This is a genomic window from Avrilella dinanensis (genome assembly GCF_002807015.1).
In the GTDB taxonomy this organism is placed as follows: Bacteria; Bacteroidota; Bacteroidia; order Flavobacteriales; family Flavobacteriaceae; genus Flavobacterium; species Flavobacterium dinanensis.
Genome location: NZ_NIPO01000001.1, coordinates 1,197,492 through 1,211,518 on the forward strand (window position 1 = coordinate 1,197,492; position 14,027 = coordinate 1,211,518).

Sequence of the window (14,027 nt, forward strand, 5' to 3'; positions counted from 1 at the left end):
GATAAACTTCATCTCTCTTCCTCTTCATCCATTTTTCTAATCAATGTGTCACGCAAGTTGTCAAGAAATTTCGTTCGGTTTATTTTCCGGTTCTTAAGTTCCGAGTAGGTATGATAGAAATCTCCCAATTCAATATTAAAAAAGATTTCTAACGATTGGGCAATTTGTTTAATATCAGCATTTCCATTATCAAAAACGCCTTGTGAATGAAGTGCATAGATCAATTCCGCTAATGACGTTTTACTACTTGTCCAATTAAGTTTTGGTAAGGTAGAAAGTTTATGCTCTTGATCAACATCACATATCTGATATTCAATATATTTATAAATCAAATTATTAGCAATAATTTTTGCTATCTCATAATCATGGGAAGTCGAAAAAGTATGATCAGTTCCAAAATAAGATGAGTTCAGAATTAATCTAATATCATAATTACCACGTACAAAATATTTATAATCAAGATATGTACTTTGAGTTTTGTAGTACTTGTAGAAATCTAAATTATGATCAAAATATTTTTTGACTTTGTACAGTTCCGAATTTAAATATTTTTTTATCACTTTATCACCTCCATAAGGTCTTTCGATTTCTATTTTATAAATTGAGTTATAGTATATAAGTTTAGAAACTATTAAAGGTTTCTGATGTTTAAAAAAGTATATCTCCTGTTGAATGTTATCAAAACCAACTTTTAATATGTATTGTTGTAAGTTAAATAAAGTTCTTAGAATTAATTTAATAATATATTCTAAAGGAGGTATTATATTTTCCGAATCTAATACTACTTCATCAATTCCATTATCTAATTGTTGTATTATATTGTCTACATATTTCTTGTTAAAAGAATTTAAATTACCCATATATCAACAGATATTTTGAATTGTTATTCTACTTACTCGCAAACTAATCGTTTAACTTTCTTTGTACATACCAACGCACTCAAAAAAAAATTAAAACTTAAACCCTATAACCGATCCCACGAAAAAACCATCTTTATGCGTTGGTATTACATCATTGATAAAACTACCTGTTTTAAAATATTGTACACCTATATTATAACTCAGAAAATCATTTATATCCCATGAAAAGGTGGTCATATATGCTGTACCTATGTATCTTTCTTTTGAACTGGATGATGATAATCTTAACGAACCACTGGGACCATATACGCCATCATTCAGAGAATTACGCCAGTTAAACACCACATCCAATGTGAGTGTTACGTTTTTAGCAGGATTCCAGTTTAGATTAGGGTGAATAGACATTAAATTTGCTGGACCTGCCTGAGGATTCATTCCGAAATACCCTCCATTTGGATACAAAGCATTTAAGGTACCTAGTTTACCATCATTTGAATTCTTATCTCCAGAAATATAATCACTCTTTAGCTTTAGGGCTGGCAATCCTGTAATGTGTTTGAACACATAACCAATTTCAGAAGAAAGAGCCAAACCATTGATATTGTCTGAACCAAATGACCCAAACTGATATCCTGCTTCAAAATTATAAACAAATCCAATGCCATTCCTCCAGAATCGTACACCAAGAGTATGCCGTAATTCATCTGCAACACCTGCATCAAATCGGGCATTTTTACGATTTATTCCTAGGTAATATAAATCAAAATTTAAGCCTTTCGGAGTAATATAAGTATTGTAAATTCCCCATAAATTGGGTTTTCGGGTAGAGGTGTTATCAAAAACACCTGTATTCACAACAGCATCTGCCATAACAAACGCATCAATCTTTAGGTTAGGCGAGCTATAAGCAGCTTTTGCACCGTCAAAGTATAAACGAAGGTTGGGTCCTTCTCTTGCATCTATCAAACGACCACTGCCGTAACGGAGTTCTTGTCTACCCAACCGAAGTGTCAGTGATTTATCTGTTTCTTTATAAGGCACAAAATCTACAAAAAGGTTCTGTACATTGAGTTTATCCTCATCAATACGACGAGGACCTGTCTTACGACCGTCTTCCAAACCACTGCGTAACTGCCCGAAAATACGAATGTGGTCACCTATATGCAAATCAGCATGCAAATTATAACGCTGAAGAAAAAAAATATCTCGTCTTATATTTATTTCTCCCCAATCTTCATTCATCGCATAATTCAATTCTCCCCGAGCTTCCCCTCCAAGCGAAAGATAAATTTGTTTGTTTCCTGAAAGTTGGGTGTATTTTATCTTATTATAAAAAATTCTCGTACTATCTTTCAATCCCGAGTAATCCTCGTCATAACGCATCAACTTATTTTTTTGCCCTTTAGCAAATTGCGTTATCAACAACATCCCCAACAGTACGATGAGATTTAACTTCATCTGCTGAACTTTTTAAATAAATAATGATCTAATGAATATCTTCCTGCACCTAAAAATAAAATTACCAGATATGATAAACTATACATAAAGGGTGTATCTTTCACTAATGGTGCATCGTGAAAATGCAACACAAAATATCCTGTAAGCGTCAAGGCAAGTATGGGCAATACTGCCAATCTTGTAAAAATACCAAGAATAACCAAAATTGGAAACAAAATATTGGCAGAAACTGCAAGGGCATTGTTTATTGCCTCTGGGAAATGTAATGGATTGGGGACTTGCTCAGCTTCTGCTACACCAATACCTAATTTTTTAAGACCATGTGCATAAATCATTTCTACTGACAGTAATACCCGAAACCCTAGTAAAACTATATGATAAAGGGAATTTGATGGACGAGGATTGGTAATAATTTGAATAATTTTTTTCATTACTTTACAGATTTAATATAACATCTATTTTTTCTGATAACCTCCAAAATATTTCACAGGCGACCATGAGGGAATTACTTCAAGCGGAGCTGGTGAAACAGTTTGAAAGTCTTTGTCACCATATACTACCTTGCCATCTACAATGGTTAGTTTACTTGTAATATTTTTAATATCTTCTTCCGAAACTGTAAAATAATCCTTGTCTAAAATCACCAAATCGGCATAATATCCTTTTTCTATCTTACCTTTCTTCTCTTCTTTGATTAGCTCATATCCCTTGTGGGTGGCTAATCGTAATGCAGTAGTTCTGTCTAATGTATTTTCCTGTGCCATTACCTGATTACCTCCTATGGTTTTACCTGTAGTAATCCAATAAAGAGCTACCCATAGGTTGTAAGAAGATACACGTGTTCCGTCTGTTCCTAATCCTACAGGAATTCCTAATTCCAACATTCTTTTAACTGGTGGAGAAGCCAATGCCGGTTTTTTACCGTAACGTTTTATGAAACTTTCACCCTGATAAGCCATACGGTGCTGGAAAGCAATACCTCCCCCTAATGCTTTGATCCGTTGCATATTTTCTTCGCTTACTGTTTCAGCATGGTCAAAAAACCACACCAGACCATTCAACGGAGTCTCACGGTTTACCTCTTCAATGACATTCAGAAAACGTTCTATACTTTCATTATAGGTTGCATGTAGGCGAAAAGGCCATCTGTGTTTCACCAGAAGTGAAATAACCGATTTAAGGTTATCCTCCATAGTAGCAGGAAGTACGGGGCGCGGAAAGAGGAAATTTTCAAAATCTGCTGCATCACCTACGATATTTTCACCACCACCTTCTACGTGATAATCTACCTCATTATGCCCGTTATGTGCGTATTCATCCAGGTTTACCATGCCTATCCATTTAGTATAATCAGCCAGCTCCGAACCTTTTTTCTGTGCAAATAAAAAGTAAGGTAAACGAACGGTGATTTTGCCTTGTTTATTCAGTTCATCTGTAATGGAATAATCATCGGGAAAATTCTGAAAACCTCCTCCTGCATCCATAACGGCTGTAACTCCCAAACGATTTAATTCCGTCATGTACTGCAAGGTGGAATTGATTTCTTCTTCACGGTTCATGTTGGGAAGCTTTGCCAATGTGGAATATAAAATAAAGGCATTGGGTTCGGCAACCAACAATCCTGTAGGGTCTCCATTTTCATCTTTTTGTATAAGACCTTCAGCAGGGTTAGGTGTATCGCCTGTGATTTGTAATTTTTCGAGTCCTGCTTTGTTCAGCCATGCTTTTCCATACAAATAAAGGATGAATGTTGGCACATCTCCGGTAGCTTCATTGATTTCTTCAAGGGTAGGAAGCCTTTTCTCTTCAAACTGGTACTCGTTCCATCCACCCACGACGCGTATCCATTGTCCTTGGGGAGTTCTTGCTGCCTGTTCTTTTAGCATTTGCAGTGCTCGTTTTACAGAAGTTACACCGTCCCACCTCAATTCTAAATTATAAAAACGTCCTCCACGGATTACGTGCATATGGCTATCGAATAATCCGGGTATCACACGGTTTCCTTTGGCATCTACAATCTTTGTTTCTCTTCCCTTTAGCTTCAGAATTTGTGCGTTTGTGCCTGTTTGCAGAATTTTATTGCCGGAAATGGCCACAGCCTGAACTTCGTTATTTTTAGCATCCAAAGTAGAAATCTTTCCATTTGTAATGATAATATCTGCTTTTTGTGCATGTACCAACGATCCCCCCAACAGAACAGCACTTAATATTATATTGTTAATAATTTTCATACTTTACAATAAATTAGCAAGACAGGATTAAAAGATCCTGTCTTTAGGTTACTACAATATTTTAGTGTTTTAGCATCTCTCTGGCATATTGAACACCAATTCCGTATGCCCCACCGTATTTAACCACCAAGTCATTAACAGCTTTATAAGTTTCCTGACGAGCCCAGTCTCTTTGCAATTCCAACAAATATTGTAAAGAAGTGATTGGTTTTGCTCCTGCCTGAACCATACGTGTTACTGCCTGATCGTGCGCCTCTTTTGTTACATCTCCCGAAGCATCGGTAATTACATAAACATCATATCCTTCACTGATAGCGGAAAGCACAGGACCTACAATACAAACACTTGTCCATAAACCAGCCATTACGATTTTCTTTTTGCCTTTGCCTGTGATGGCCTTATGTGCATTAACATCTTCCCATGTATTCATTGTAGTTCTGTCAACATAACCAGATGTAGCTTCAGGATAAAATTCCTGAATTTCAGGAAATACCGGGCCACTAAACGATTTCTCTGCAACAGTAGTAACAACGGTAGGGACTTTGAATATTTTAGAAGCTCCTGCCACAAGAGCAGTATTATTTCTTAACTCAGTTGTAGAAATGCTGTGCGTTGCAAATGCCATTTGTCCTTCGTGATCAATCAATAGTAATGAATGATTGGTAGGGTTTAATAATTCAGGGCTTGGTTCTTGAGCGAATGTAGCGATTGATGCCAAACCTAATACGAATGATAAGATAACTTTTTTCATTTTTATTTATATTTAAATTGTTACTAATTATTCTTTGATGAATTGTACTTCTGCTGTTAATTTAGTATCTTCTCCTACTAATACGCCTCCCGATTCAAGAGAAGCGTTCCACGTTAATCCGAACGCTTTTCGGTTGATTTTTCCCGATAAGGAAATTCCAGCTTTTATGTTTCCCCAAGGATCTTTCATCAACCCGCTATATTCTACTTCTAAGGTTATGTTCTTGGTTACATTTTTAATAGTAAGATCTCCTGATATTTCAAATACATTTTCATTAATCTTATTAATACCGGTTGATTGAAAAGAAATCAAAGGAAAGCTCTCCGCATCAAAAAAGTCAGCACTTCTAAGATGGTTATCACGATCTATATTGTTTGTATCAATGGAATTTACCTGTGCTGAAAATGAGATTTGTGAGGTTTCAAACCTGTCGTCTTCATTTTCAATTGTTGCCTGAAAGTCGTTAAACTTTCCTGATACATTAGTAAACATCATGTGTTTTACTTTAAATCCTATTTCAGAATGTGCAGGATCTATTGTCCAATTTGATTTTGCCATTTTTTTAATTTTAATTATTTTTTAATTGTATATCCTTTATAAAGTCATAGGGACATCCATTAAAAGGATTTCCGTATCGTTAGTTTTTGATTTGATTGTTAATTTCTCTACATCCCAGATACCAAAACCGTCGCGAGTTTCAAGTGTTTGTCCTTCTATTTCAGCACTACCTTTCAGTATAAAAGCATAAACACCGTTTTTGTTGCTTTTTACAGTATAGTCGGTTTCAAAATCATTATCGAAATTTCCTAGATGAAACCAAGCATTTTGATGAATCCAAACACCTTCATCATCAGGGTCTGGAGATAAAATCTGTTGAAACCTGTTATGTCGTTGTTTAGCATCCAAACTTATCTGGTCGTATCTTGGTGTAACATTCCGTTTATTGGGATATATCCATATCTGTAAAAATTTCACAAGTTGATCCTTATTTTTATTAAACTCACTGTGCTTGATACCGGTTCCGGCACTCATTACCTGAATATCTCCATTTTTTATCACCGTTACGTTTCCCATACTGTCTTTATGTTCCAGATCACCTTCCAACGGGATACTGATTATTTCCATATTATCATGCGGATGTGTTCCAAAACCTCTTCCTGCTTCCACTTTATCATCATTTAAAACACGTAAGACACCAAAATGCATTCGTTCAGGATTATGATAATTGGCAAAACTAAATGTGTGGTAACTTTCTAGCCACCCGTGATTTGCGATGCCTCTTGACTCTGCTTTGTGTAAAATACTATTTTCCATAATTTTTGAGTTTGTGTTGGGTATATGATTAAAACCTAGTAAATCCAACTCCTTAATTTCATCTATATTATTTTTCAGGATGTTTCCCAATCCTGCTGTTGCTACAAACATTCCCGTTCCAAGCAATCCCTTTTTTAAAAATTCTTTTCTGTCCATTGCTTTTGTTTTTAATTTCTATACTGTAAAATTGCATCAATAAAATCTCCTTTTCATTTAACTAGTTTAAGAAATGAACGAAAATGAAAAAAAGCCATTCCAAATAAGAAGAATGGCTATAAAACGAGTAATGAAAACTAAAAAAAGGAATCCCGCTCTTTATTAATCCTTGGAATAACTTCTTTACCAATTAATTCTATGGAACGTAACAGCTGTTCATGGGTAAGTCCTGCATTATCCATCTGAAAAGTAAATCGGTCAATACCACCTAATGCCTCGCTATGTCTTAATAGTTTTGCAGCCACAGCTTCCGGACCTCCCACGACCAGTACACCTTTAGGAGCAATCAATGCATCAAATCCGGTTCTCGTTACCGGAGGCCATCCCCTCTCTTTGCCTGCCTTGGTCCAAAGCTCGGCATAACCTGGATAATAATCAGCAATCGCTTCATCATCAGTTGTTGCTACATAACCTGGTGAGTGCAAACCTACTTTCAATTGCTCTGGTGCAAAACCGGCTCTTTTTCCTGCTTCTCTATACAAATCAACTAATGGACGGAAATTTGCGGTTGCTCCACCAATTACCGCAACCATTAGTGGCAACCCCAAAGTTCCCGCTCTGACAAATGATTCGGGAGTTCCCCCAACACCAAGCCAAACAGGTAGCTTTTCCTGAGTTGATCTAGGATAAACGGGTTGATTCTGTAATGCCGGTCTGAATTTCCCTGACCAGGTCACAAATTCCTGTTCACGGATTTGCAGCAAAAGTTCCAATTTTTCTTTAAACAGTGCGTCATAATCGTTCAGATCAAAACCAAACAGCGGGTAAGATTCTATTGCAGATCCTCTGCCCACCACGAGTTCTGCCCGCCCCTTGGATATCAGATCCAAGGTAGCAAAGTTTTGATACACCCTTACCGGATCCGAGGTACTTAAAACGGTAACTGCACTGGTCAAACGTATGTTTTTCGTCCTCGCTGCCGCTGCGGCAAGTATTACCGCAGGAGCAGAATCGAGAAACTCTTTCTTATGATGTTCCCCTATTCCATAAATTGCAAGACCTGACCTATCGGCCTGAACAATCCTATCCAGCAACTGTTCCATTGCATCAACACTACCCAGTGTTTTACTGCCGTACATAGCAGATGCAAAACTATCAATTCCTATTTCCATTTTTTCTGAATTTTAATTTAACACGTTATTGTTAAGACTTTCATATTACTCAAGAAAGTGCATTAGGCGGAGGTCCTCCTGCTGGTTTGCTTTTATCTTCGGGCAAGGGTACATATTCTTCGTTATCCATTGGGGGCAAATCAATACGTCCCTGTTTCCAATCTTCCTTTGCCTGTTCAATCCTGTCTTTTCTGCTGGAAACAAAATTCCACCAGATGTACCTATCTCCCAGATGTTCGCCACCAAGCATCATCAAAGTTGTTGGTTCTTTGGCTATAATCAACGGGTCTACACCTTTTGTAAACACCAATAGTTGTCCTGGTTTGTAAGTAATTCCATTGACTTCTACAATACCTCGAACAATGTATGCACCCCGTTCACTATGTCCTTTCGGTAAACCAAAACGAATTCCTGGCTGTAACACAACATGTACATAAAATAAAGGAGAATGTGTTTTAACATTGCTTTTTAAGCCATAAGCTTCTCCCGCAATTAAACGCATCCAAACTCCTGTATCCGTAAAAATTGGTAGTTGTTCCGGTTTGTAGTTTTCAAAAGACGGATCGTTTTCTTCATCCTTTTCAGGAAGTGCTACCCATGTCTGTATCATTTCCAATTCACCTCCGGCCAGCATAGCGGGATCTTCGAAACGTTCGCTATGCGTAATACCTTTACCAGCGGTCATCCAGTTGACTTCTCCTGGTTTTATAATCTGTTCTACACCAAGACTGTCTCTGTGTGTCACATTCCCGCTAAACAAATAACTGACTGTAGACAGGCCTATATGCGGATGTGGTAATACATCAAGGCTACTGGTAGAAGTTACCGGTACATTTACAGGACCTCCGTGATCCATAAAAATAAAAGGACCAATCATTCTTCTAAGTCTGTAAGGAAGAATACGTTTAACTGTGAAACCTGCAGAAAGTTCAGCTTGTCTGGCTTCTATAACAATATCTAGCATAATAATATCTTTTTATAATTAATAATTTTGCTCAAAAATACTCATTAAACTGCGGTATTCCCTCCGTCTATTACCATTTCAGAACCTGTGGTATAACTTGATTCATCTGAGGCTAGATAAAGTACTCCAAAGGCAATTTCTTCAGGCACGGCTTCACGTCTCATGGGGGTTATACCAATAGCCATTTTTTTGAATTCTTCTGCATTCGGTAAGTTTTTTGTCATTGGAGTAGCAACATATCCCGGATGTACAGAATTAACACGAATTTTGTGATTTACTAACTCGGCTGCAGCTCCTTTTGTAAAACTTCTTACAGCACCTTTAGAAGCTGTATAAGCTGTAGCTTTTGCCGATCCAACTATCCCTGCAATAGAAGAAATATTAATAATAGATGCCCCGTCTTCGTTTTTTTTCATATGTGGAACCACAGCTTTGATTCCTATAAATTGACTTAGGATATTAATATCTAAAACCTTTTTAAATTCTTCAACAGATGTTTCTTCTATACTACTCATAAGGTTTCCAGTAATTCCGGCATTATTTACCAAAATATGAATGGCTCCATATAATTCAATTGCTTTATTAACGACTTTATCCCAATCCTGTTCCGAAGTTACATCGTGTACAATGTAATCTACGATTCCACCGTTAGCGGTGATTTCATTCTTAACATTTTTCAGACCTTCTTCCTGGATGTCTGTAATCAATAATTTTGCTCCTTCTTTTGCAAAAAGTAAAGCTTCTGCAGCACCTAAACCGCCAGCGCCTCCGGTGATAATTGCTATTTTATCTTCTAATCTTTTCATAATTATTTGGATTTAAATTTATTTAGATGAGAGTCTCTTTCTTATTGTACTTACGAATTCTGGCGATACACCAAGATAGGACGCTATGTAATATTGTGGTACGCGTATTGGAAGCGAAGGATATGTTTTAATAAATTCAAGATACCGTTCAGTGGCAGGTTTTGAAATTGTTTTAACCAATCTGTTTTGTATGGCAGATAAGTTTCTTTGTACCAGTAAACGAAATATTCTTTCAAACTTTGGAATTTCTGCTAACAACCTCTCTTTATTGTCCAAAGAAAACAGATACATTTCCGTATCCTCTAATGTCTCAATAAAAAAATTAGACGGTCTTTTTTCGTAAAATGAACCTACATCACTCACCCACCAATCTTCTACGGCAAAAGACAAGGTAGCTTCGCGTCCATTTTCGTTGATGTAATAAATACGGGCACAACCTTTTTGGATATAACCTTCAAACTGACAGATTTCACCCTCGCGAAGCATCATTGTTTTTTTGGGTACAATCCTGAAATCCAGCATACTTGTAAACAACGATTGTTCTTCTTCCGTTAGAGTAATATATTTAGATACATTCTTTAGAATATTTGAATACATAAGCTTTTCGGCTTTTAAAAAGTTGTTTTTTACACTTCCATAAAATTCTCCTGATGATTTTTTAAACACGCTTTTATTTTATGTGTATCACCTACAAGCCATATAATATCATTTGCTAATATCATTTCTGACGAGCCTGGGTTTAGTATACGACTTCCGTTTCTTTCAATACCTACCACATGGCTATGCAAATCTTTTTGGATACCCGATTTTTTTATTGTTTTATTACAATACGGATTGGCTTCGGAAAGTTGAATCTTAGTAAGTTGAATATCGTTGATGTCAATATCTTCTTCGTTCTCTCGTGTAATCTCTTTTTGATCAAAAACAAGTTTTAACTGAGAAATTTGTTCTTCCGTTCCCAAAACACCTACTTTATCATTGGGTAATATTCTTTGCTTTCCATTGGGTAGATGAACGGTTCTGTCATTTCTGCGTATATACACAATATTGATTCCGAATTTCTCTTTCCAATTAAGCTCGTACAAAGACATTCCAGCAAAGGAAATTGTATCACTGGCTTCTAATTCTGTGACATACGCATCCCATTCCTGAAAATGTTGGCTTGCTTCCTTATTTTTTTGCTGTAGTTCGATAGTTCCCTTGTTTCTGGCATATTCAAGCTGTTCCCTTTCGTTGAGATTCGATATAAACTGCTGTTCAATTCTCTGATGAATTCTCTGAATTTTACCCGAGAAAAACCACAACAATGCCACAATTAAAGGAACTGCAATTATCAATGCATATCTGGTTGTTGTAATCTGGTCAATAAAAAAACCGATAAGGAAAATACCTACAAGAAATCGGATAGCATTTAAAAAAATACCCGTTAGGGAATAATTCAGATAGTACGAATTCAGGTTTTCGTTACCTTCTTTTATCTTAATTTTTTTATTAAGGATTGCCCATAAAAAAGGAGATGCCAACAAGGTTGCAGAACTCACGAGGATAAGATTTCTCCAAAGTGGGCTTTCTATCTCTGTATTCAAAAGCGGAATGATTAAATATTTAAACAACAAGGTAATAGCTACGATAATAATGCTATTAATGACAAGAATTCTGTTGTATTCTTGCAACATTTTCTTCCATAGAGGATTGTCTTTGTTTTTCTGCGTTTCGGAAGTATAGGCATCCAAACGTGCTATCCATTTGTCAGGAAGAGTTTTTACAATAATATTATATAGTGGTTCGGAAAGCTTTATGAAGTATGGTGTAGTGAAGGTGGTAATAGCCGAAACGCCTACGGCAATAGGAAACAGAAACTCCGAAATAACACCAAGTGATAAACCCAGAGCCGCAACTATAAATGCAAATTCGCCAATCTGAGCCATACTGGAACCGATTTGTACCGCTTGTTTTAAGGGTTGTCCGGAAATCAAAGCTCCTAATCCGCTAAAAGAAAATTTCCCAACGATGGTGAGCAACGTGATGGCTAATATAGGACCTGCATAGGTATACATTGCCTGTGGATCAATCATCATACCCACAGAAACAAAGAATATAGTACCAAAAAGTTGCTTGATAGGAAGCGTAAGATGTTCTATTTTCTCTGCCAATACCGTTTCTGCTATTAAAGACCCCATAACAAAAGCACCTAACTCGGCAGAAAAACCAACCTGTGTAGCCAGCAACACCATACCAAAACAAAGACCTATTGACAGGATAAGAACCGTTTCTTCATCCATCCATTGTTTAGTCTTTTTAATAAATACGGGAAGCAGATAAATTCCTACCAAAAACCATAGCACCATAAAAAAGCCAAGCTTCAATACGGTAAACAAAATTTCTAAGCCTTGAAAGTGTTGTGTTATGGCAACCGTAGAAAGTAATACCATTAAGAGGATAACAATAATATCTTCGACTACTAACACACCAAAAACCACTTTGGCAAACTGTTTGGATTTTAATCCCAGTTCATCAAATGCTTTTAGAATAATGGTTGTGGAGGAGCTTGCCAGCATTCCTGCAAGAAATAGGCTGTCCATTTGATTCCAGCCTAATAAATACCCTGTCAGATAGCCTCCTAAACCTACAAATATAATTTCTACAACTGCTGTAATAGATGCTGAACCACCTACTTTTACCAGCTTTTTGAAACTAAATTCTAATCCCAAGCTGAACAAAAGCATAATAACACCAATCTCGGCAAAAGTCTCTATGTTTTCGTGATCAACGATTGTAGGCAGGTAATGAAAATGTGGACCGACCAAAAAACCGGCAATAATATACCCCAGCACCAAGGGTTGCTTAATTCGTTTAAAAAGAATAGTAACCAATGCTCCTACCAGGAGTATCAGTGCCATGTCTTGTATCAATTCGGGCAAATGAGCCATATATAATTTTTTATGTTCTACAATGGAAGTTTTATCGCTTACTTTTAAGAAAAGTATGTGTTTTACACATTCAATTCAGGGAAAAGCTGATATACTTCGTTTTTCAATAATCCGCTACCACCACCGTAATGTTCGATGATTTTTATTGGTTTTCCTGTGTTTCTGATGTATTCTTTTATGCTACTTTCAAATGTTTGATCTAAACCTGCACTTAACAAAAGAATATCCAGATCGTGTTTGTTTATATATTCGTAAACGAATGCTTCATTTTTTAATGTTTCTGCTATCCATCCTTCATCATTTTCGATAACTCTTTTTAGCGTTTGCAGAATGTCTTCATTTTTACCAATAACCAAGAAACGTAATTCCTTCATCTTTATAATTCGGTTGAGATTTTAATTTCTCCTTTGAGCATTTTCGATATAGGACAGTTTTCGGCAACCCTTAATAACCTTTGCTGTATTCCCTGATCTGGTTGATCTTGAAATACAATCTTTCGTTCTATGTGGGTAGTTGTTTCTTGATTTTCTATTCTTAAGAACATATTCGCCTCAACTTTTATTTCTGAAATCGATAATCCTTTATGGTCAATATACATGCGGAGTGTTGCCAGTGTACATCCTACCAAAGAAGACAGTAATAGTGTATAAGGATCGGGGCCTATATCTTTACCTCCTAATTTTTCGGGTTCATCAGTAATCAAAACTCCATTTCTCCAATGAATAGCTGTTTTGTATTTTTGAGATCCTATAATTCCTTTTACCGGTTTTTCTAATATATACTTCATACATTACCCAGTATTTATATCGTTTTCTTTAACCACACATCTGCATATACTTCCGGATTACGTTTGAACTGTGCAAGAACGTACGGACAAAGAGGTATAATTCTCAGGTTATTCTCTCGTGCATAACTTACCAATTGATTAAGTAATAGTTTTGCAAAACCTCTTCCTTCATACTCATCATCTACTTCCGTATGATATACCCTAAGCTTTTCATCTGCAACGGAAATATCCATTTTACCTGCTTTTTTGTCATCTGAAAACAGCTGAACTTCGCCATAAATACTGTCTTCTTTAAAAACTACTTTTGTATTTTCCATAATATCTAAAATTATTAAGTTCTATTTTTAATACTTAGTGCTCCGGACGGGCATTTCGCTACCTGATCAATAAGCTCTTGTGTAGTAGCGTTCTCAGCTTTTATCCACGGACGTTCTTTCGGATTATATACTTTTGATAAAGTTTTTACACAAACTCCTGCGTGAATACATAATTTAGGTTGCCAAAGAATGGCAATTTCTCCTTTTGGGTATTCATGTTTTTCCATAGTTGTTAGTTTTTAAGATTGATTAGTTATTTTGTTTATACAGTTAATGATGTT

The 14,027-nt window shown here is 36.3% G+C and carries 16 protein-coding genes; all 16 read right to left on the bottom strand.

Translation table 11 applies throughout. The annotated features are described in order from the left end of the window. Nucleotides 1–8 precede the first annotated feature (8 nt). The gene (locus CDL10_RS05610; protein WP_100677624.1) at nucleotides 9–860 is read right to left on the bottom strand and encodes an RteC domain-containing protein; all 852 of its coding nucleotides are present in this window, start codon (nucleotides 858–860) and stop codon (nucleotides 9–11) included. A 90-nt stretch (nucleotides 861–950) separates the two neighbouring features. Further along, nucleotides 951–2,318 (bottom strand): alginate export family protein, encoded by a 1,368-nt coding sequence (locus tag CDL10_RS05615; protein ID WP_100677625.1) that lies wholly within the window; start codon nucleotides 2,316–2,318, stop codon nucleotides 951–953. Further along, a complete protein-coding gene (locus tag CDL10_RS05620) occupies nucleotides 2,315–2,749 on the bottom strand; it encodes a DoxX family protein (protein WP_100677626.1) in 435 nt (144 codons plus the stop codon). The genes CDL10_RS05615 and CDL10_RS05620 overlap by 4 nt, the downstream gene beginning before the upstream one ends. A 24-nt stretch (nucleotides 2,750–2,773) precedes the next feature. Next, nucleotides 2,774–4,549, bottom strand: coding sequence for an amidohydrolase (locus CDL10_RS05625; RefSeq protein WP_100677627.1), 1,776 nt, complete (start codon nucleotides 4,547–4,549; stop codon nucleotides 2,774–2,776). A gap of 61 nt (nucleotides 4,550–4,610) precedes the next feature. Then, the gene (locus CDL10_RS05630) at nucleotides 4,611–5,300 is read right to left on the bottom strand and encodes a hydrolase (RefSeq protein ID WP_100677628.1); all 690 of its coding nucleotides are present in this window, start codon (nucleotides 5,298–5,300) and stop codon (nucleotides 4,611–4,613) included. A 27-nt stretch (nucleotides 5,301–5,327) separates the two neighbouring features. Further along, a complete protein-coding gene (locus tag CDL10_RS05635) occupies nucleotides 5,328–5,858 on the bottom strand; it encodes a YceI family protein (protein ID WP_100677629.1) in 531 nt (176 codons plus the stop codon). A gap of 36 nt (nucleotides 5,859–5,894) precedes the next feature. Next, nucleotides 5,895–6,614, bottom strand: coding sequence for a pirin family protein (locus CDL10_RS05640; RefSeq protein WP_243389345.1), 720 nt, complete (start codon nucleotides 6,612–6,614; stop codon nucleotides 5,895–5,897). A gap of 293 nt (nucleotides 6,615–6,907) precedes the next feature. Next, nucleotides 6,908–7,942 (bottom strand): Atu2307/SP_0267 family LLM class monooxygenase, encoded by a 1,035-nt coding sequence (locus CDL10_RS05645; RefSeq protein WP_100677631.1) that lies wholly within the window; start codon nucleotides 7,940–7,942, stop codon nucleotides 6,908–6,910. Between the two features lie 49 nt (nucleotides 7,943–7,991). Next, nucleotides 7,992–8,906 (bottom strand): pirin family protein, encoded by a 915-nt coding sequence (locus CDL10_RS05650; protein WP_100677632.1) that lies wholly within the window; start codon nucleotides 8,904–8,906, stop codon nucleotides 7,992–7,994. A gap of 44 nt (nucleotides 8,907–8,950) precedes the next feature. Further along, the gene (locus tag CDL10_RS05655; protein WP_100677633.1) at nucleotides 8,951–9,712 is read right to left on the bottom strand and encodes an SDR family NAD(P)-dependent oxidoreductase; all 762 of its coding nucleotides are present in this window, start codon (nucleotides 9,710–9,712) and stop codon (nucleotides 8,951–8,953) included. A gap of 18 nt (nucleotides 9,713–9,730) precedes the next feature. Then, nucleotides 9,731–10,309 (bottom strand): Crp/Fnr family transcriptional regulator, encoded by a 579-nt coding sequence (locus CDL10_RS05660; RefSeq protein WP_100678659.1) that lies wholly within the window; start codon nucleotides 10,307–10,309, stop codon nucleotides 9,731–9,733. A 29-nt stretch (nucleotides 10,310–10,338) separates the two neighbouring features. Next, complete coding sequence (locus CDL10_RS05665; protein ID WP_100677634.1) at nucleotides 10,339–12,642, bottom strand: cation:proton antiporter domain-containing protein; 2,304 nt, start codon at nucleotides 12,640–12,642, stop codon at nucleotides 10,339–10,341. Nucleotides 12,643–12,704: 62 nt separating this feature from the next. Continuing rightward, on the bottom strand, nucleotides 12,705–13,016 hold the full coding sequence (locus tag CDL10_RS05670) for a hypothetical protein (RefSeq protein ID WP_100677635.1): 312 nt from the start codon (nucleotides 13,014–13,016) through the stop codon (nucleotides 12,705–12,707). A gap of 2 nt (nucleotides 13,017–13,018) precedes the next feature. Next, a complete protein-coding gene (locus CDL10_RS05675) occupies nucleotides 13,019–13,429 on the bottom strand; it encodes an OsmC family protein (RefSeq protein WP_100677636.1) in 411 nt (136 codons plus the stop codon). A gap of 14 nt (nucleotides 13,430–13,443) precedes the next feature. Beyond that, the gene (locus tag CDL10_RS05680; RefSeq protein ID WP_100677637.1) at nucleotides 13,444–13,746 is read right to left on the bottom strand and encodes a GNAT family N-acetyltransferase; all 303 of its coding nucleotides are present in this window, start codon (nucleotides 13,744–13,746) and stop codon (nucleotides 13,444–13,446) included. A 14-nt stretch (nucleotides 13,747–13,760) separates the two neighbouring features. Next, nucleotides 13,761–13,973, bottom strand: a complete 213-nt coding sequence (locus CDL10_RS05685) for a (4Fe-4S)-binding protein (protein ID WP_100677638.1) — start codon at nucleotides 13,971–13,973, stop codon at nucleotides 13,761–13,763. Nucleotides 13,974–14,027 lie beyond the last annotated feature (54 nt).

What these genes read in the sequence shown, in the direction of transcription:
- CDL10_RS05610 (WP_100677624.1), bottom strand. Translation starts at nt 860, where the DNA reads ATGGGTAATTTAAATTCTTTTAACAAGAAATATGTAGACAATATAATA.
- CDL10_RS05615 (WP_100677625.1), bottom strand. Translation starts at nt 2,318, where the DNA reads ATGAAGTTAAATCTCATCGTACTGTTGGGGATGTTGTTGATAACGCAA.
- CDL10_RS05620 (WP_100677626.1), bottom strand. Translation starts at nt 2,749, where the DNA reads ATGAAAAAAATTATTCAAATTATTACCAATCCTCGTCCATCAAATTCC.
- CDL10_RS05625 (WP_100677627.1), bottom strand. Translation starts at nt 4,549, where the DNA reads ATGAAAATTATTAACAATATAATATTAAGTGCTGTTCTGTTGGGGGGA.
- CDL10_RS05630 (WP_100677628.1), bottom strand. Translation starts at nt 5,300, where the DNA reads ATGAAAAAAGTTATCTTATCATTCGTATTAGGTTTGGCATCAATCGCT.
- CDL10_RS05635 (WP_100677629.1), bottom strand. Translation starts at nt 5,858, where the DNA reads ATGGCAAAATCAAATTGGACAATAGATCCTGCACATTCTGAAATAGGA.
- CDL10_RS05640 (WP_243389345.1), bottom strand. Translation starts at nt 6,614, where the DNA reads ATGGAAAATAGTATTTTACACAAAGCAGAGTCAAGAGGCATCGCAAAT.
- CDL10_RS05645 (WP_100677631.1), bottom strand. Translation starts at nt 7,942, where the DNA reads ATGGAAATAGGAATTGATAGTTTTGCATCTGCTATGTACGGCAGTAAA.
- CDL10_RS05650 (WP_100677632.1), bottom strand. Translation starts at nt 8,906, where the DNA reads ATGCTAGATATTGTTATAGAAGCCAGACAAGCTGAACTTTCTGCAGGT.
- CDL10_RS05655 (WP_100677633.1), bottom strand. Translation starts at nt 9,712, where the DNA reads ATGAAAAGATTAGAAGATAAAATAGCAATTATCACCGGAGGCGCTGGC.
- CDL10_RS05660 (WP_100678659.1), bottom strand. Translation starts at nt 10,309, where the DNA reads ATGTATTCAAATATTCTAAAGAATGTATCTAAATATATTACTCTAACG.
- CDL10_RS05665 (WP_100677634.1), bottom strand. Translation starts at nt 12,642, where the DNA reads ATGGCTCATTTGCCCGAATTGATACAAGACATGGCACTGATACTCCTG.
- CDL10_RS05670 (WP_100677635.1), bottom strand. Translation starts at nt 13,016, where the DNA reads ATGAAGGAATTACGTTTCTTGGTTATTGGTAAAAATGAAGACATTCTG.
- CDL10_RS05675 (WP_100677636.1), bottom strand. Translation starts at nt 13,429, where the DNA reads ATGAAGTATATATTAGAAAAACCGGTAAAAGGAATTATAGGATCTCAA.
- CDL10_RS05680 (WP_100677637.1), bottom strand. Translation starts at nt 13,746, where the DNA reads ATGGAAAATACAAAAGTAGTTTTTAAAGAAGACAGTATTTATGGCGAA.
- CDL10_RS05685 (WP_100677638.1), bottom strand. Translation starts at nt 13,973, where the DNA reads ATGGAAAAACATGAATACCCAAAAGGAGAAATTGCCATTCTTTGGCAA.